The organism is Geobacillus sp. TFV-3 (assembly GCF_009901865.1).
Classification (GTDB): domain Bacteria; phylum Bacillota; class Bacilli; order Bacillales; family Anoxybacillaceae; genus Geobacillus; species Geobacillus thermoleovorans_A.
In genome coordinates, this window is sequence record NZ_MPSP01000001.1 from 628,237 (window position 1) to 645,943 (window position 17,707).

13 protein-coding genes and 1 pseudogene are annotated in these 17,707 nt (G+C 55.1%); 9 read left to right on the forward strand and 5 right to left on the reverse strand.

The window, feature by feature from the left end:
- Positions 1–443: 443 nt before the first annotated feature.
- Positions 444–1,070 (reverse strand): LysE family translocator, encoded by a 627-nt coding sequence (locus BJQ97_RS03210; protein WP_160155478.1) that lies wholly within the window; start codon positions 1,068–1,070, stop codon positions 444–446.
- Between the two features lie 131 nt (positions 1,071–1,201).
- On the reverse strand, positions 1,202–2,152 hold the full coding sequence (locus tag BJQ97_RS03215; protein ID WP_160155479.1) for a cation diffusion facilitator family transporter: 951 nt from the start codon (positions 2,150–2,152) through the stop codon (positions 1,202–1,204).
- 206 nt (positions 2,153–2,358) lie between these two features.
- On the opposite strand from BJQ97_RS03215, the gene glgB reads away from it, so the two are divergent.
- Genes glgB through BJQ97_RS03240 form a run of 5 tightly spaced genes read left to right on the forward strand, consistent with a single transcriptional unit; the run spans position 2,359 to position 10,302 of the window.
- Positions 2,359–4,371: a 1,4-alpha-glucan branching enzyme gene (glgB, locus tag BJQ97_RS03220; RefSeq protein WP_236567347.1), complete on the forward strand. Its 2,013-nt coding sequence runs from the start codon at positions 2,359–2,361 to the stop codon at positions 4,369–4,371.
- Positions 4,253–5,422 carry a glucose-1-phosphate adenylyltransferase gene (locus BJQ97_RS03225; RefSeq protein ID WP_160155481.1) on the forward strand — a complete coding sequence of 390 codons (1,170 nt, stop codon included), beginning with the start codon at positions 4,253–4,255 and terminating at the stop codon, positions 5,420–5,422. The genes glgB and BJQ97_RS03225 overlap by 119 nt, the downstream gene beginning before the upstream one ends.
- Positions 5,419–6,453, forward strand: a complete 1,035-nt coding sequence (locus BJQ97_RS03230; protein ID WP_160155482.1) for a GlgC family sugar phosphate nucleotidyltransferase — start codon at positions 5,419–5,421, stop codon at positions 6,451–6,453. Before BJQ97_RS03225 ends, BJQ97_RS03230 begins: the two co-directional genes overlap by 4 nt.
- On the forward strand, positions 6,450–7,907 hold the full coding sequence (gene glgA, locus BJQ97_RS03235) for a glycogen synthase GlgA (protein WP_160155483.1): 1,458 nt from the start codon (positions 6,450–6,452) through the stop codon (positions 7,905–7,907). Before BJQ97_RS03230 ends, glgA begins: the two co-directional genes overlap by 4 nt.
- Complete coding sequence (locus BJQ97_RS03240; RefSeq protein WP_160155484.1) at positions 7,894–10,302, forward strand: glycogen/starch/alpha-glucan phosphorylase; 2,409 nt, start codon at positions 7,894–7,896, stop codon at positions 10,300–10,302. The genes glgA and BJQ97_RS03240 overlap by 14 nt, the downstream gene beginning before the upstream one ends.
- A 300-nt stretch (positions 10,303–10,602) precedes the next feature.
- Here BJQ97_RS03240 and BJQ97_RS03245 read toward each other — a convergent pair.
- From BJQ97_RS03245 to BJQ97_RS03255, 3 genes and pseudogenes are all read right to left on the reverse strand, one after another.
- Positions 10,603–10,893, reverse strand: a pseudogene (locus BJQ97_RS03245) (AIM24 family protein); the annotation flags it as partial.
- A 2-nt stretch (positions 10,894–10,895) separates the two neighbouring features.
- Positions 10,896–11,705 (reverse strand): yteA family sporulation protein, encoded by an 810-nt coding sequence (locus tag BJQ97_RS03250; protein WP_160155485.1) that lies wholly within the window; start codon positions 11,703–11,705, stop codon positions 10,896–10,898.
- An 85-nt stretch (positions 11,706–11,790) separates the two neighbouring features.
- Entirely contained in the window at positions 11,791–12,720 is a 930-nt protein-coding gene (locus BJQ97_RS03255) for a 1,4-dihydroxy-2-naphthoate polyprenyltransferase (protein WP_160155486.1), read from the reverse strand.
- A 169-nt stretch (positions 12,721–12,889) separates the two neighbouring features.
- Here BJQ97_RS03255 and BJQ97_RS03260 point away from each other — a divergent pair, with 169 nt between their 5' ends.
- Genes BJQ97_RS03260 through menB form a run of 4 tightly spaced genes read left to right on the forward strand, consistent with a single transcriptional unit; the run spans position 12,890 to position 17,635 of the window.
- Positions 12,890–14,266: an isochorismate synthase gene (locus BJQ97_RS03260; protein ID WP_160155487.1), complete on the forward strand. Its 1,377-nt coding sequence runs from the start codon at positions 12,890–12,892 to the stop codon at positions 14,264–14,266.
- On the forward strand, positions 14,259–16,007 hold the full coding sequence (menD, locus tag BJQ97_RS03265) for a 2-succinyl-5-enolpyruvyl-6-hydroxy-3-cyclohexene-1-carboxylic-acid synthase (RefSeq protein ID WP_160155488.1): 1,749 nt from the start codon (positions 14,259–14,261) through the stop codon (positions 16,005–16,007). The genes BJQ97_RS03260 and menD overlap by 8 nt, the downstream gene beginning before the upstream one ends.
- Complete coding sequence (menH, locus tag BJQ97_RS03270) at positions 16,004–16,816, forward strand: 2-succinyl-6-hydroxy-2,4-cyclohexadiene-1-carboxylate synthase (protein ID WP_160155489.1); 813 nt, start codon at positions 16,004–16,006, stop codon at positions 16,814–16,816. Before menD ends, menH begins: the two co-directional genes overlap by 4 nt.
- Positions 16,817–17,635, forward strand: a complete 819-nt coding sequence (gene menB / locus BJQ97_RS03275) for a 1,4-dihydroxy-2-naphthoyl-CoA synthase (protein ID WP_011232345.1) — start codon at positions 16,817–16,819, stop codon at positions 17,633–17,635.
- The last annotated feature ends 72 nt before the right edge of the window (positions 17,636–17,707 follow it).

Sequence of the window (17,707 nt, forward strand, 5' to 3'; positions counted from 1 at the left end):
GAGAAATTTTCAATTCTATAATAGGAGTGATGGTTGGGTCGCTGTGGTTTGATGGGGCGCGTTGTCGATGAAGGTGAAATTAGGTGTCGGGAGACGGGCATCCCTCGTCTGAAACGCAGCGTGAACATCTTTCACATCAAGGAAGGAGATGAAAAGAATGGTTCTCGGCCGTCTAAGTGGGTGATTCCGCTCAGACGCTGGCATGGTTGGGAGGGACGGTCATGGACGACAAGGGAATAGCGGTGATTCTGCTGGTGGCGGGAATCGGGTTGTTTCCGTTTGGCGTCAGGCTCATCAAGAATACAAGGAAATGGCGGCACACGAGAGGAAAGCCGCCTTGTTTTTTGAAATGTTCGATCTCTTGTCGTTGGATCCCGTCTTATCAACGTGGCTGTTGTTCCTCGCACTGCTTTTCATTTTGGGAGGCTTCTAGCCGCGCGCCGCTACGAACGCTCACTGAAGGCGATTTGGATGGCGATTAGGGCGAACAGGGCGCCTTTTAGCCGATTGATCTGCTTGGCGATTCGTTTGTTCGACAGCAACAGATGGCGCAGTTTTTCCGCGCCGATGCTTACGAAGGTGAAGACAACGAGCGCCTGAACGAGAAAGATGGCGCCTAACAGCAGCATTTGCCGTGGCACATGGCCGACTGTTTCGTTCACGAACTGCGGCAACAGGGCCAAAAAGAAGAGCGACACTTTCGGATTGAGCAGGTTCATCAAAATCCCTTTTTTGTATAAAGAGAAATAGGCCATCGGCTCCTGCCGGCCGAACGTTAGGTCGGCGTTTTTTTCGTTGAACGCCTGCCATGCCAAGTACAGCAAATAAGCCGCGCCGGCGTACTTGACGATGGCAAACGCCAACGCTGACTGATAAATAACAGCGGAGACGCCAAGCGTCGCGGCGCTGATATGGACGACAAGCCCCGTGCAAAGCCCAAGCGCGGTGAAGATGCCGGCCCATTTGCCTTGGGACAGGCTTTGGGCGATGACGAACAAAATGTCTGGCCCTGGCGCTAACGTAAGCAAAACAGCGACGCCTAAAAACGAGAAGATCGTTCCGATTTCCATGAGGCATCCCTTCCTTCGGCATGATGACTGTATATGTTCGCCGCGGATCGTATGGATTCCTTTTTGTTTGAAAGGGAAAATGGACAAACGAAAAAGCCGCCCATGCCATTAGAAAGCAGAGGCGGCATTTCCTATTCATGGGAAGCTTTTTTCTCCAAAAACGCCCGGCCATAGCGGCCATGGTCATGGAGCATGGCGTGTTCCACCTGGATGGTGGCGTGCTCGATTCCGTATTTTTCCTTCAACATTTCATTCACCGCCAAGATGACGCAAAGCGGCTGGATGCGTTCGTTGACAAACACATGAGCCGACAGCGAGTAATGGTCGGTCGAGATGGCCCATAAGTGCATATCGTGCACGTCTTCGACCCCTTCGATCTTTCGAATATCGGCGCGGATTTGTTCGAGGTCGAACCCATCTGGTACGGCTTCCATCAAGATGAGATACGATTCGCGCATAATTTTCGCCCCGCCTGTGAAAATGATGGCGGCGATCACCAAGCTGATGATCGGGTCGAACACCGTCCAGCCGGTGAAATAAATGAGCAGCGCCGAAACAATGACGCCGATCGAGCTGATCAAGTCGCCGATGAAATGCCAGAGGGCGCTCTGGACGTTCAAGTTGTCTTCCTCTTTCGTGCTCCGGCTTAAGACGATGGTCAACGTCAAGTTGACGACGAGGCCGATCGCGGCGATCCCGAGCATGAGGCGAAAGTGGATCGGTTCCGGATGGAGAAAACGCTGAATGCCTTCCCATAAAATCCACAGCGCAATGACGGCCAACGTCAGCCCGTTCAAAAACGATGTGATGATTTCAAACCGCAAAAAGCCGAACGTAAACCGGTGGTTCGGCGGGCGCGTCGCCATGTAGAGGGCGACCATGCTTAAGCCAAGCGCCAATACATCGGATGCCATATGGGCCGAATCAGACAAGAGGGCGAGTGAGTTGGACAGCACCCCGCCAATGATTTCGACGGCGGTGAAAAACACGGTCAACAAAAGCGTCACCCAGAGCGCTTTTTTCGATTCATTTTGCGTTTTGACGTGCGGGAGATGGTGAAAATCGTACAGTGTTGGAGCCATAATGCACCTCCATTGTTTATAATAATTATCAATTTATATATATTATAATATAAAAACCCGCCTGTGTGCAAATGAAATTTCGACAGCCGGAAACAGCGGTTGTTGGAATTTGTCTAAAAATATAGACGAAGAATTCAAGGAATGAAGCGTTCTGTTGGCGAATAGGAATCAATGTTGTGTATGGCCATCATCTTGCTTCGGAAAGGATGCGATCCGGTTTGATTGCGGCGAACCCGACAGATTTAGAAGTGTATTTATTTCATGAAGGCCGTTTGTATAAAAGCTATGAGCTGTTCGGCGCTCATGTCATCCGCAGCGGCGGAGCGGTCGGCACCCGGTTTTGCGTGTGGGCGCCGCATGCGCTTGAGGTGCGTCTCGTTGGCAGCTTCAACGATTGGAGTGGTACGAATTTCCCCCTGACGAAGGTGAACGACGAAGGGGTATGGACGATCGTTGTTCCAGAAAACTTGGAAGGGCATCTCTATAAATATGAGATCATCACACCGGATGGCCGCGCGCTGTTGAAAGCGGACCCGTACGCCTTTTACTCCGAATTGCGCCCTCATACCGCCTCAATTGTCTACGATTTGAAAGGATACGAGTGGAATGACCAGTCTTGGCGCCGCAAAAAGCGGCGGAAGCGCATTTACGATCAGCCAATGATCATTTATGAGCTCCATTTCGGTTCGTGGAAAAAGAAACCGGACGGCCGCTTTTATACGTACCGCGAAATGGCTGACGAACTCATTCCGTACGTGCTGGAGCGCGGATTTACACATATTGAGCTGCTTCCGCTTGTCGAGCATCCGCTCGATCGTTCGTGGGGGTATCAAGGGACCGGCTATTATTCGGTGACAAGCCGCTATGGCACGCCGCACGATTTCATGTATTTCGTCGACCGCTGCCATCAGGCTGGGCTTGGCGTCATCATCGACTGGGCGCCGGGGCATTTTTGCAAGGACGCCCATGGACTGTACATGTTTGACGGCGCGCCGACGTATGAATACGCGAATGAAAAAGACCGTGAAAATTACGTCTGGGGGACGGCGAATTTTGACTTGGGCAAGCTGGAAGTGCGCAGTTTTCTAATCTCCAATGCGTTGTTTTGGATGAAGTATTACCATGTGGACGGGTTTCGCGTCGATGCCGTCGCCAATATGCTTTATTGGCCGAACAATGATCGGTTGTACGAAAATCCGTACGCGGTCGAGTTTTTGCGCCAGTTGAACGAGGTGGTGTTTGCCTATGACCCGAACATCTTGATGATCGCTGAAGATTCGACCGACTGGCCTCGGGTGACCGCGCCGACGTACGATGGCGGCCTTGGGTTTAACTACAAGTGGAACATGGGCTGGATGAACGACATGCTCAATTATATGGAAACGCCGCCGCATGAGCGGAAATACGTCCATAACCAAGTCAGTTTTTCCCTCCTTTATGCGTATTCGGAAAATTTCATTTTGCCATTTTCTCATGATGAGGTCGTGCATGGCAAAAAATCGCTGCTCAATAAAATGCCGGGGTCGTACGAAGAGAAGTTCGCCCAGCTGCGCCTATTGTATGGCTACATGATGGCCCACCCTGGGAAAAAGCTACTGTTTATGGGCAGTGAGTTTGCCCAGTTTGATGAATGGAAGTTTGAGGGAGAGCTCGACTGGGGGCTGTTCGATTTTGAATTGCACCGGAAAATGGACGAATATGTCAAGCAGCTGATCGCCTGCTATAAACGGTATAAGCCGTTTTACGAACTCGACCACGACCCGCGCGGGTTTGAATGGATCGACGTGCACAACGCCGAACAAAGCATTTTCTCATTCACCCGCCGCGGGAAAAAAGAAGGTGATGTGCTGGTTATTGTTTGCAACTTCACAAATCAGGCGTATGACGATTACAAAGTCGGCGTGCCGCTTTTGGCGCCGTACCGCGAAGTGTTGAATAGCGATGCAGTGGAGTTCGGCGGTTCGGGGCATGTCAATGGGAAGCGGCTTTCCGCTTTCAACGAGCCGTTTCATGGAAAGCCATACCATGTGCGCATGACGATTCCGCCGTTTGGGATTTCCATTTTGCGTCCAGTGCAAAAACGAGGGGAGAGAAAGGCAAATGAAGAAGACGTGCATCGCCATGTTATTGGCCGGCGGGCAAGGAAGCCGTCTTCGCTCGCTGACGACAAACATCGCGAAACCGGCCGTGCCGTTTGGGGGGAAGTACCGGATCATTGATTTTACGTTGAGCAATTGCACGAACTCGGGCATTGACACAGTCGGGGTGTTGACCCAATATCAGCCGCTTCTTTTGCACTCGTACATCGGCATCGGAAGCGCATGGGATTTAGATCGAAGAAACGGGGGCGTCACCGTCCTTCCGCCTTACTCCGCCTCTTCCGGCGTCAAATGGTACGAAGGCACAGCGAACGCCATTTATCAAAATATCAATTATATCGAGCAGTACGACCCGGACTACGTTCTTGTCTTGTCCGGCGACCATATTTACAAGATGGATTACCAGCAGATGCTCGACTACCATATCGCCAAACAGGCGGACGTGACGATTTCCGTCATTGAAGTGCCATGGGAAGAGGCGAGCCGATTCGGCATTATGAACACGAATGAAGACATGGAAATTGTCGAATTTGTTGAAAAGCCGGCGGAGCCGAAAAGCAATTTGGCGTCGATGGGCATTTATATTTTCAATTGGCCGTTATTGAAGGAGTATTTGCAAATCGACAACGCCGACCCGCATTCTTCGCACGACTTCGGCAAAGATGTGATTCCGCGGCTGCTTCGGGAGAATAAGCGGCTGTTTGCCTATCCGTTTCAAGGCTACTGGAAAGATGTCGGCACGGTGAAAAGTTTATGGGAAGCGAACATGGATTTGCTTGATGAGCACAATGAACTCGATTTGTTTGACCGCTCGTGGCGCATTTATTCGGTCAACCCGAACCAGCCGCCGCAATACATCGCTCCCGAGGCGGAAGTGAGCGATTCGCTCATCAATGAGGGATGCGTCGTGGAAGGAACGGTGGAGCGCTCGGTGTTGTTTCAAGGCGTCCGCATCGGCAAGGGAGCGGTTGTGAAAGAATCCGTCATTATGTCAGGGGCAACAGTTGGTGAAGGAGCGTATGTCGAGCGGGCGATCGTCACTCCGGAGGTCGTCATCCCACCGCATTCGACTGTGAGCCCGGGCGATGGGGATGATGACGTCGTGCTGGCAACAACCGAGTGGATCAGGCAACGGAATAAGGATACGGCAAGGAAGGATGGAGCACAATGAACAACAACATGATGCTGGGCGTCATTGACGCGACGACGCACATGGAGGCGATGGAGCCGCTTGTCGAGAGACGTTCCATCGCAGCGGTGCCGTTTGCCGGGCGGTATCGGCTCATTGATTTCGTGCTTTCAAGCATGGTCAACTCCGGCGTTGAAAGTGTGGCTATTTTTCCGAAATACCAATATCGGTCGCTGATGGACCATTTAGGATCAGGGAAGAATTGGGATTTAAACCGAAAGCGGGACGGACTGTTTTTCTTCCCATCGCCGGACTTGTTGTTTTCCGGTGAGCGCCGGGTCGGAGCGTTCGCCCACTTTGAACAGCACATTGACTATTTTTTGCGGAGCCGGCAAAAGTATGCGGTCATCGTCAATAGCTATACGGTGTGCAACATTGACTTTGCGGCGGTGCTCGAGCGCCATATCGAACGCGGCTGCGATGTGACGCAAATTTGCCATCGCGGCGGGCCGCTGGAGATGTATGTGTTGGAGACGTCTCTTCTGCTTGATTTGATCACCGGCTACAAAGACCGCGGCTATCGAAGCATCGTCGATGTCATCCATGACGACCGCCATTCGCTGTCTATTTGCGATTATGAATACAGCGGGTATGCGGCTGCCATCGACTCGCTCGCCCGCTATTTCCAGGCGAGCATGGAGCTTCTTGACCGCAGCGTTTGGGAGCAACTTTTCCTTCCATCGCGTCCGATTTATACGAAAGTGAAAGACGAGCCGCCGACGAAATACGGGCGGGAAGGGAATGTGAAGCGCTCGATGATCGCCAACGGCTGCGTCATTGAAGGAACGGTGGAAAACAGCGTCCTGTTTCGTTCCGTGAAAATCGGCAAAGGAGCCGTTGTAAAAAACAGCATCGTGATGCAAAAATGCCAAATCGGCGATGGTTGTGTGCTTGATGGCGTCATCGTCGACAAAGACGCGAAAATCGAACCGGGGGTCGTTTTACAAGGGACGGCAGAGCGGCCGTTTGTCGTTCGCAAAGGAACGGTGCAAGGGGAGGTCGCGCATCGATGAACGTGATGTTTGCCGTATCAGAATGCGCTCCGTTTGCCAAATCGGGAGGATTGGCCGACGTCGCCGGCGCGCTGCCGAAAGAGCTGCGCCGGCTCGGCGTCGATGTCCGCGTCATGTTGCCCAAGTATGAAACGATCGCCCTGAAGTGGAAAGAACGAATGGACAAAGCGGCGGAGCTTGTCGTGCCGGTCGGGTGGCGCCGCCAGTATTGCGGCGTCGAGAAGCTCGAGCATGACGGGGTCGTCTATTACTTGATCGACAACGAATATTATTTCAAACGGCCGCAGCTTTATGGCCATTATGACGATGGCGAGCGGTTCGCTTATTTTTGCCGGGCGGTGCTGGACGCGCTTCCGGCGATTTCATTTCAGCCCGACATCATTCATTGCCATGACTGGCACACCGGCATGATTCCGTTTTTCTTGCGCGAGCAATACCGGCATGATCCGTTTTATGCGGATATCCGCACTATCTTTACGATTCACAACTTGCAATTTCAAGGGCTGTTTCCGCGCGGCATTTTAGAGGACTTGTTGAATTTGGACGGGCGGTATTTCACCGTCGACCATCTCGAGTTTTACGGAAGCGTCAGTTTTATGAAAGGAGCGCTTGTCGCCTCCGATTTGATTACGACGGTCAGCCCGACGTACAAAGAGGAGATTCAAACCGCTTATTACGGCGAGCGGCTTGATGGTCTGTTGCGAGCGCGTCGGGATGATTTGCTCGGGATTTTAAACGGCATCGATGACGAGTTTTACAACCCGGAAACGGACCCGTTTTTGGAGGAGACATACAACGTCCGTACGCTGGAGAAAAAGAAAATCAACAAACGCGCGTTGCAGCGGCGGTTCGGTCTGCCGGAGCGGGATGATGCGCCCGTTGTCGCGATGGTGACGCGAATGACCGCGCAAAAAGGACTTGATTTAGTGACGTGCGTGTTCCATGATCTCATGCAGGAGGAGATGCAACTTGTTGTGCTTGGAACGGGGGATTGGCGGTTTGAACAGTTTTTCTCGCAAATGGCGGCGGCCTATCCGGACAAAGTCGGAGTGTACATCGGCTTTCACGAACCGCTCGCCCATCAAATTTACGCCGGCGCGGACTTGTTTTTAATGCCGTCATGGTTTGAGCCGTGCGGGCTGAGCCAAATGATCGCGCTTCGGTACGGGACGATCCCGATCGTTCGGGAAACGGGCGGATTAAACGATACGGTGCGGTCATACAATGAATTCACAGGGGAAGGGAACGGGTTCAGTTTTACGAATTTTAACGCCCATGACATGTTGTACACGATCCGCCGGGCGCTGTCGTTTCACCGCCAGCCGGCCGTCTGGAAGCGGCTCATGGAGCGGGCGATGCGCGGCGATTACAGTTGGGGCCGATCGGCGAGGGAGTATAAAAAAGCGTATGAACAGTTGCTCAAAAAGGGGGAAGACACGCTTGTTTGCCGATAAAGAAACGTTTAAACGAGCGTTTGTGACGCGGGTCGAGGCGTTGTGCGGCAAACCGTTTGCGGAGTCGACGGCGCGCGATCATTATCACGTTCTCGGCCATATGGTGCGCGAACATATCAGCCGCCATTGGATTGCGACGAACGAGCGTTGCCGGGCGGAGAGGCGGAAGCAAGTGTACTATTTGTCGATCGAGTTTTTGCTCGGCCGTTTGCTCGGGAGCAACTTGTTAAACCTCGGCGTCCGCCCGATGGTCGAAGAGGGGCTTCGCGAGCTCGGCATCCACCTCGAAGACGTCGAGGAATGCGAAGTGGACGCCGGGCTAGGCAACGGCGGGCTCGGGCGGCTCGCCGCCTGTTTTCTTGACTCGCTCGCCACATTGAATTTGCCGGGCCACGGGCAAGGCATCCGCTACAAGCACGGGCTGTTTGATCAAAAAATTGTTGACGGCTATCAAGTCGAGCTGCCGGAGCAATGGTTGCGAAACGGGAACGTTTGGGAAATCCGGAAAGAAGAGCTGGCGGTCGAAGTTCGCTTCTGGGGGAGGGTCGAGGTGTCGGAACAAAACGGCCGCCTTGTGTTCCGCCATGTCGACAGCGAAAACGTGATGGCCGTGCCGTACGACATGCCGGTCATCGGCTTCGGGACGAACACGGTCAACACGCTCAGACTTTGGAGCGCCGAGCCGGCGAAAACGTTCCCGCTTCATAAAGATGTGATGCAATACAAGCGGGAGACGGAAGCGATTTCTGAATTTTTGTATCCGGATGATACGCACGACGAAGGCAAACTGCTGCGGTTAAAGCAGCAGTATTTTCTCGCCGCCGCAAGCCTCGGCAACATCACTCGCGCCCATCGCCGCCAGCACGGGAGCTTGCGCCGCCTTCATGAATATGCCGCCATTCATATCAACGACACGCACCCGGCGCTCGCGATTCCGGAGTTGATGCGCATTTTGCTCGATGAGGAAGGGATGAGCTGGGAAGAGGCTTGGCACATTACGACCCATACGGTCGCGTACACGAATCATACGACGTTGGCGGAAGCGCTGGAGAAATGGCCGATCCGCCTCTTTCAGCCGCTCTTGCCGCGCATTTATATGATCGTCGAGGAAATCAACGAACGGTTTTGCCGCGAGCTGTGGGAACGCTACCCCGGGGATTGGGGGCGGATTGAACAAATGGCCATCGTCGCCCACGGGATGGTGAAAATGGCGCATTTGGCCGTCGTTGCGAGCCATAGCGTCAACGGCGTGGCGAAACTGCATACGGACATTTTGAAACAGCGGGAAATGCGCTTGTTTTACGAATGGGCGCCGCACAAGTTCAACAATAAAACGAACGGGGTGACGCACCGGCGCTGGCTGTTGAAAGCCAACCCTGAGCTGTCGGCGTTGATTACGGAAACGATTGGTCCGCGCTGGATCCATGAACCCGAGGCGCTCATTGACTTAAAACGTTATGCTTCCGACCCGGCGTTCCAACAGGCGCTGGCAGCAGTCAAACGGCAGCGGAAGCTGAAGTTTGCCAAGCGCATTTCCGAAAAAACGGGCATTGTTGTCGACGAATCGTCCATTTTCGACGTGCAAGTGAAGCGGCTCCACGCTTATAAACGGCAGCTGCTGAACGTCTTGCACATTATGCATTTGTACAACCGCATGAAAGAAGACCCGCATGTTTCGTTCCACCCGCGCACGTTCATTTTTGGAGCGAAAGCGTCACCGGGCTATTACTACGCCAAGCGGATCATCAAGCTCATTCATTCGGTGGCGGATCAGGTGAACAACGACAAACGGACGAACGAGCAGCTGAAAGTCATTTTTTTGGAAAATTACCGCGTATCGCTCGCGGAAGAAATCATTCCGGCCGCCGATGTGAGCGAGCAAATCTCAACAGCCAGCAAAGAAGCATCCGGGACGGGCAACATGAAGTTTATGATGAACGGCGCCGTTACGCTTGGCACGCTGGATGGAGCGAACGTTGAAATCGCGGAAGCCGTCGGGGAGGAAAACATGTTTTTGTTCGGGCTCACGGCCGATGAAGTGCTCCGCTACTACGAACACGGAGGCTATCGGGCGCATGAGTATTACCATCACGACAAACGAATCAAGCAAGTCGTCGACCAGCTTGTCAACGGCTTTTTCCCTGATGTCGGCGACTACTTTGAACCGATTTACGACTCGCTGTTGACGCAAAACGACGAATATTTTGTACTGCGCGACTTTGCCGCCTACGCCGAGGCGCACGAGCGGGTTGAGGCCGCTTACCGCGATCCGGCGCGCTGGTGGCGGATGAGCGCCGTCAACATCGCACATTCCGGCCGTTTTGCCAGCGATCGGACCGTCGCGGAATACGCGGCTGAGATTTGGGGCATTTCGCCGTCAGGGAAGAACGATTAGGCAGGGATAAAATGATTTCTCTCTCTTTCGACCTCTCGTCAAGCGTTGGGAGGAGAAGTTTTGTCCGAGATAGAAGTTTGATGTATGAACCGGTGCCTGCTTCTCTTTAGAAGGCTGGTGAAAAACGGTGATTTCTTCAAAGCCGCCTGTCCGTAAATGCGAAGAAAGACCGTTGTTGTGCTGTTTCTCTATTTGAGTAAAGCCCCTGTTGGAGCGTTTCCTCCATTCAATCACCAACTTTTAGGATAGGGGGCATAAAAGCAAAAGGGCGTTCCGTTTGGCCGGAGCGCCCTTTTTCGTTTAGTCGTCGCCGTCGAGCCAGTCGCCGATGCCGCCGAGGATGCTGCCTTCGCCGACCGATCGTCCGCCGGCGCTCGGGGCGGCGGCGAGCACGCGGTCAGCGAGTCGGCTGAACGGAAGCGACTGCACCCATACCGCTCCCGGGCCGATTACGGTTGCCAAAAACAATCCTTTGCCGCCGAAAAAGGCGGTTTTGATGTTGCCGACATATTCAATATCATAGTCGACGTCTTTCGTCATAGCGACAAGGCAGCCAGTGTCGATGCGCAGCTTTTCCCCCGGCTGCAACTTTTTCATGGAGTCGTTTCCCCAAAATGCTGCTGGGACGGTCTTTCATCATAACGGCGGTAGCTTTCTTCAACGGTATACGGATCTTTCTCATACGCCGGCAAATCGCCGATGTTCGACATGATGCCTTCGTCATCCAATATGTTTTCCAGCAGCTCATGCTCCCGCGTCGGGTACACACGTACGTGTCTGCCGTGCAAATCGACGGCCGCGAAATTTTCCAAGTCTTCGACATGGCCGACGTTCTCTTCCGACTCGGCATATACTTCGCCGTAGAAATCGACGTTTTTGCCAAGGTCCGAAGGGGTGTCGGATGTGCCGTAGCGGGCTACTTCCTGCCATGCATCTTCCGCGTCATAAGCGACTGATTCATCGCGGTCATCGAAATCGAATTTACTAAACGGCGGCATAAGCACGCCCTCTTCAAGCGGCCGCTTTTGCGACACCGTTTGATCCGGGCTGTGCTCGCGGCAGTAGAGCGTTGTCGGCAGCGCCTCGAGCCGCTCGTATGGAATCGGTCGGCCGCACACGCGGCATATTCCGTACGTGCCTTCGTCAATCGCTTGAAGCGCCCGTTCAATTTCATGAAATTCGCGCTCCGTATGCTCGTCCAAAGCCAAATCTTTTTCCCGTTCGTACAGTTCCGTCGCCTCATCGGCCGGATGATTGTCATAGCTCGCCAGCTCACCGACCGCATCGTGAGCGTGGCTGCGGATCATGCCGAAATGGTCGTTTTGCTTCAGCCGTTCTTCCGTCTCCCGTTTCATTTCGAGCAGTCTTGAGCGGAGGGCGGCAAGCTGTTCGTTCGTCAGCATCAGTCGCAATCCCTTCCTTCGCAGTAGCGTCTATATAGTGTAGTATGGGCGAAAATCAAAAAAAAACACGGTCATTTTGACCGTGTTACAGCCAATGGGCAATGAGCAAGCCAGCGGCGAGCAAAAAGCCGAACTGTGTATTCGTTTGCGCCGTCGCCTTCATGGCCGGCATCATTTCAATCGGCTTGATTTTGCCGATAAATCCGCGCGTCGCAGCGATTGCTTTTGGAATGCTCAATAAAGCGAGCAACGCCCAAAACGGCACGATCTGAAACGCCGCAAGCGCGGCCGTCCAAAGAAAGGCAACGGCGAACATGGCGGCGAGCAGGCGGATGGCCCAATCCCGGCCAATCAAAATAGCGAGCGTCTTTCGCCCTTTTTCGCGGTCGCCGTCCAGGTCGCGAATATTATTGGCGAGCAAAATGGCGCCGACCAAAATTGCGACCGGAATAGCGGTGAGCACGGCGCCGCCGCTGATATGGCCCGTTTGAATGAAAAATGAAATCAAAATAATGACAAAGCCCATAAAAAACCCAGCCGCCAGTTCGCCAAACGGTGTATAGGCGATCGGAACCGGCCCTCCGGTGTAAAAATAACCGGCCGCCATGCAAACGGTTCCGACAACGGCGAGCCACCAACTGCTTTCGACGCAAATATAGACGCCGATGAGCATAGCCAACCCAAGACAGCCAAACGCCAACGCCAGCACCGTTTTCGGCTTGAGGCCGTCGCGGACGATGGCGCCGCCGATGCCGACTGACTCCGGTGAATCGAGGCCGCGTTGATAATCATAGTATTCGTTGAACATGTTCGTCGCCGCCTGAATCAACAAAGAGGCGATCATCATCGCGGCAAACAGCAGCCAATCGATCGATGTTTCGCCAAGCGCCAGTACCGTGCCGACGCACACCGGCACAAACGCCGCCGTCAGCGTATGCGGGCGCGTCAGCCGCCAAAAGACGCGCCAGTCGCGGCGCGCCGGCGGGCGATGATCCATATGTGTTAACGGTTGCATATGCATTCCCCTTTATATTTCGTGAAAATGTCATCTATTTACGTCCAAAATAAGTGTAGGAAAACGTTTGAGGCGTGTCAACCCTTCCCGATAGATAAATGATTTCCTATTATATTATAATGGGAAGTGGGGATGGAGGGGGAATTTTACGACAGAAAGCGTGAGGAACGTGGCGATTGGATTTCGACATCACCTGCAGCAACAATTGCATAGATTGGCGGTGAATGCGGCGCGGCCGTTTGTCAGCTGGACGGAACCGTGGGAGGACGTTGATCCGGTCTCTTTTTTTATGCAAGGGCCGTCATGCGGCTTCCGCGAACGGTTTTTTTGGTCGGATCGAAGCGGAGGCACGATATTGGTCGGCCTCGGCTCCGTTTATGCGATCGAAACGGAGAAGGCCGACAGCCGGTTTGATGACGTGGAAGCGGGACGGCGCCGATGGGAGAAAGAGATAGAGCCATACGGCGCGTCCGATGCGCCGTCGTTATTGTTTGGAGGGTTTTCGTTTGACCCGTATCGGCCGGGCGCCGACATTTGGCGCGGCTTTCCGTCCGGGAAGCTCGTGGCGCCGGCCGCGCTTCTTGCCGTAAGAAACGGCAAAACGACGTTGACCGTCACCGTCCCAACCGACAAAAGAGGACGGGACTGGGAGCGGGTCGGGCGCTTGCTTGAGCGGATCGGCGCCCCCATGGCTGCTCCAAAGCGGCTCCCGCGCCTTGTGTCGGACGAAGAAGAAGAGAAAGAACGCTGGCTGGCGGCTGTTCGCGAAGCGATCGCCTCGATTCGGGCGGGGGCGCTCGACAAGGTGGTGCTTGCCCGCGCTCGGCGCTTGGCGTTTGCCAAAACGGTGGATGCTGCGGCCGTGCTCCAGAGGCTTCGCGAGCAGCAGCCGTTTGCTTACCTTTTTGCATTTGAACAGGACGGCCGCTGTTTTATCGGGGCTTCCCCTGAGCAGCTCGTCCAAAAAGAAGGAAAGATGTGCCGGTCGGTTTGCCTCGCCGGATCGGTGCGCCGCGGAGCTGCTATGGAGGAAGACGAGCGGCTTGGCGCTTGGCTGCGGGCAGATCGAAAAAACAACGAAGAACATCAGTTTGTTGTGCAAATGATCGGCCGCTTGTTTTCTTCCGTGTGCGAGACGGTGGAGATGCCACCCGCGCCGCAGCTGCTCAAGCTGCCGCATATCCAACATTTATGCACTCCGGTTGTCGGCCGTGGCTGCCGCGAGCGCTCAGTGCTCCGCTTAGTGGAAATGATGCATCCGACCCCCGCGCTCGGCGGAACGCCGCGTGATCGGGCGCTGGAGGTGATCCGCGCCCTTGAGCCGCTTGACCGCGGATGGTATGCAGCGCCGATCGGCTGGGTGGATAGCGAAGGCAATGGGGAGTGGGCGGTCGCCATTCGCTCCGCCTTGCTCGCCGGGAATGAAGCCATGCTGTTTGCCGGCTGCGGCATTGTCGCCGATTCCGACCCAAACAGCGAATATGAAGAGACAAATGTGAAAATGGCTCCGATGTTATCGGCGTTGGGAGTGATGAACGATGGCTGATGCCTTGTCTGTTTACGCAGCGGCATTGGTGGACGGATTGGTGCAGGCCGGGGTGACGGAAGCGGTGATCAGCCCCGGTTCGCGCTCGACGCCGCTTGCGATGGCGATGGCGGCCCACCCCGTCCTTCGCCTATATATGAACATCGATGAGCGGTCGGCCGCGTTTTTCGCCCTCGGCTTGGCGAAGGCAAAACAGCGGCCGGTCGCGTTAGTGTGCACATCGGGAACGGCGGCGGCCAACTATTGGCCCGCGGTTGTCGAGGCATACTATTCGCGCGTTCCGCTCGTGGTGCTGACGGCCGACCGGCCGCATGAACTGCGCGATGTCGGGGCGCCGCAGGCGATTGATCAGCTACACTTATACGGACGCTATGCCAAGTGGTTTGTCGACTTGGCGCTGCCGGAAGAGGCGGATGATATGCTGCGATACGCGCGGACGATGGCGGCAAGAGCCGTCCAAACGGCCGCCGGTGCACCGTGCGGGCCTGTGCATGTGAACGCGCCGTTTCGCGAGCCGCTTGTCCCGCATATCGATGAGGCGGTTTGGGAGCGGGTGCGGTCCGTTTCGAGAGCGCCGCAAGTGTGGCATGGCAGCCCAGCGCTGCCGCAAGAGAGCGTATCGGCGCTGTATGAGCAGCTGGCCGCAGCGGAGCGCGGTTTGATCGTCTGCGGACCGCTCGATCGCCCCGGGTTTGCCGAGGCAGTCACCGAATTGGCGCGGGCGCTTGATTTTCCAATTCTCGCCGATCCGCTTTCCCAACTGCGCGCCGGCACGCATGACAAAACGTACGTGCTGGACAGCTACGATGCCATTTTAAAAGAAGAAGGAATCGCTTCCCAGCTTGTTCCGGATGTGGTGCTTCGGTTCGGCGCCATGCCAGTGTCGAAGCCGCTCTTTTTATGGCTGAAGCGCCATCGCGCGATTCGTCAAATCGTTGTCGACGACGGCGGCTGGCGCGATCCGACGCTGTACGCGGACAGCTTCGTCCAGAGCGATGAACTGATTCTTTGCCGCCAGCTTCTTGAATGGGCGAAACCGAAAGAAAACAAAAGCGCGTGGTCGGCGATATGGCGCGAGATGAACGCGATCGCCCGCTCGACGCTCGAACGTCTCCTGCCGGAAGAAGAATGGTTTGAAGGGAAAGTGTTCACGGAGCTTGCCGATTTGCTTCCAGTCGGGGCGGCGCTGTTTATCGGCAACAGCATGCCGATTCGCGATGCGGATACGTTTCTCTTTGCGACGGACAAGCCGCTTCGCGTTTTGGCCAACCGCGGCGCCAACGGCATTGACGGAGTCGTCTCGAGCGCCTTGGGCGCAAGCCTAGCCGCGCAGCCGCTTGTGCTGGTGATCGGCGACTTGTCGTTTTACCACGATTTAAACGGCTTGTTGGCAGCGAAGATGCATTCTTTGTCGGCTACTATCGTGTTATTGAACAACAACGGCGGCGGCATTTTCTCGTTTTTGCCGCAGGCGAGCCATAAAGGGCCGTTTGAAATGCTGTTTGGCACGCCGACAGATTTGTCGTTTTCCCATGCCGTCGAGATGTACGGCGGCCGCCATACGGTGCCGCACAATTGGGCGGAGTTCCGCCGCCATGTATCGGAATCGCTGTCGTCAGGCGGGCTTCATGTCGTTGAAGTGCGCACGTCGCGCGCGGAAAATGTCCGAATGCATCGATTGTTGTGGAATGAGGTTGCCCGGGAAATTGAGAAATTTCTCGAACGAAGAGGAATGGCATGAGTGTGATGGTGAATGGGGTTTGTTACCATGTGGAACAATACGGAGAAGGAGAGCCGCTTCTGTTGCTTCACGGGTTTACCGGCAGCGCGGACACGTGGCGGCCGCTCGCCCCGTTTTGGCCGGACTTCCGTATGATGGCCGTCGACTTGTTGGGCCATGGGCGGACCGAGGCGCCAAAGAACGCCGAACGGTACCGGATCGAACACGCGGCGGCCGACTTGGCGGCGCTCCTTGACGAATGGGGCGTCGAACAAGCGAACGTGCTCGGCTACTCGATGGGCGGCCGGCTCGCTTTGGCGTTCGCCGTTTGGCATCCGCACCGCGTCCGCTGTTTGGTGCTGGAAAGCAGTTCGCCCGGATTAAAGACGGAGGAGGAGCGGCGCGCGCGGCGGGAAGCGGATGAGGCATTGGCGCGAAAGATCGAAACGGAAGGAGTCCGTGCTTTTGTCGATGATTGGGAGAAGATTCCGCTTTTTGCCACTCAGCAGGCGCTTCCGGAGCCGACGCGGGCGGCGATTCGCCGCGAGCGGCTCCGCCATACGGCAACGGGGCTGGCCAATAGTTTGCGCGGGATGGGGACCGGCGTGCAGCCGTCGTTTTGGGAACGGCTTGGTGAACTTGCCATGCCTGTTCTCCTTGTTTGCGGGGAGCGCGATGAGAAGTTTTGCCGCATCGCCGCCCAAATGCACGAGCGGCTGCCCAACAGCGAACTTATCTGCGTAAAAGAAGCTGGACATGCAATTCACGTGGAACAGCCCGGCATTTTTGCTAAAATAGTAAGTGAATTCATAACAAAGGGGGAAGTGTAAATGCCGTTTGAATGGGTGAAGCAGTACGACTATGAGGACATTATTTACGAAACGTACAACGGCATCGCCAAAATTACGATCAACCGTCCGGAAGTACATAACGCGTTTCGGCCGAAAACAGTGAACGAGATGATCGATGCGTTTACGAAAGCGCGCGATGATTCGAACATTGGCGTCATCATTTTGACCGGCGCCGGCGGCAAGGCGTTTTGCTCGGGCGGGGACCAAAAAGTGCGCGGCCACGGCGGATACGTCGGCGAGGATGAAATTCCGCGCCTCAATGTGCTTGATTTGCAGCGGCTCATCCGCGTCATTCCGAAACCGGTGATTGCGATGGTCGCCGGCTACGCCATCGGCGGCGGGCATGTGCTCCATGTCGTGTGCGATTTGACGATCGCCGCAGACAACGCCATCTTCGGCCAAACCGGGCCGAAAGTGGGAAGCTTTGACGGCGGTTATGGCGCCGGCTATTTGGCCCGCATCGTCGGCCATAAAAAGGCGCGGGAAATTTGGTATTTATGCCGTCAGTACACGGCGCAGGAAGCTCTCGAGATGGGGCTGGTCAACAAAGTCGTGCCGCTTGAGCAGCTTGAAGAAGAAACGGTCAAATGGGCGCAAGAAATTTTGGAAAAAAGCCCGACGGCCATTCGCTTCTTAAAAGCGGCGTTCAACGCCGATTCCGACGGCTTGGCGGGCATCCAGCAGCTTGCCGGCGACGCGACGCTTCTCTTCTACACGACCGAAGAGGCGAAGGAAGGAATGCGGGCGTTCAAAGAAAAACGGAAGCCGGACTTCAGCCAATTCCCGCGTTTCCCGTGATGAGAACGAAGAAGCAGCTTGATGGCGCGTCAAGCTGCTTTTTCTGTGAAAGCGCGCCTTGCGCGGCCATGT

Bases quoted from the DNA above. Each gene is read 5' to 3' on its own strand.
- BJQ97_RS03210 (WP_160155478.1), bottom strand. From the start codon at position 1,070: ATGGAAATCGGAACGATCTTCTCGTTTTTAGGCGTCGCTGTTTTGCTT.
- BJQ97_RS03215 (WP_160155479.1), bottom strand. From the start codon at position 2,152: ATGGCTCCAACACTGTACGATTTTCACCATCTCCCGCACGTCAAAACG.
- glgB (WP_236567347.1), top strand. From the start codon at position 2,359: ATGCGATCCGGTTTGATTGCGGCGAACCCGACAGATTTAGAAGTGTAT.
- BJQ97_RS03225 (WP_160155481.1), top strand. From the start codon at position 4,253: ATGAAGAAGACGTGCATCGCCATGTTATTGGCCGGCGGGCAAGGAAGC.
- BJQ97_RS03230 (WP_160155482.1), top strand. From the start codon at position 5,419: ATGAACAACAACATGATGCTGGGCGTCATTGACGCGACGACGCACATG.
- glgA (WP_160155483.1), top strand. From the start codon at position 6,450: ATGAACGTGATGTTTGCCGTATCAGAATGCGCTCCGTTTGCCAAATCG.
- BJQ97_RS03250 (WP_160155485.1), bottom strand. From the start codon at position 11,705: ATGCTGACGAACGAACAGCTTGCCGCCCTCCGCTCAAGACTGCTCGAA.
- BJQ97_RS03255 (WP_160155486.1), bottom strand. From the start codon at position 12,720: ATGCAACCGTTAACACATATGGATCATCGCCCGCCGGCGCGCCGCGAC.
- menD (WP_160155488.1), top strand. From the start codon at position 14,259: ATGGCTGATGCCTTGTCTGTTTACGCAGCGGCATTGGTGGACGGATTG.
- menH (WP_160155489.1), top strand. From the start codon at position 16,004: ATGAGTGTGATGGTGAATGGGGTTTGTTACCATGTGGAACAATACGGA.
- menB (WP_011232345.1), top strand. From the start codon at position 16,817: ATGCCGTTTGAATGGGTGAAGCAGTACGACTATGAGGACATTATTTAC.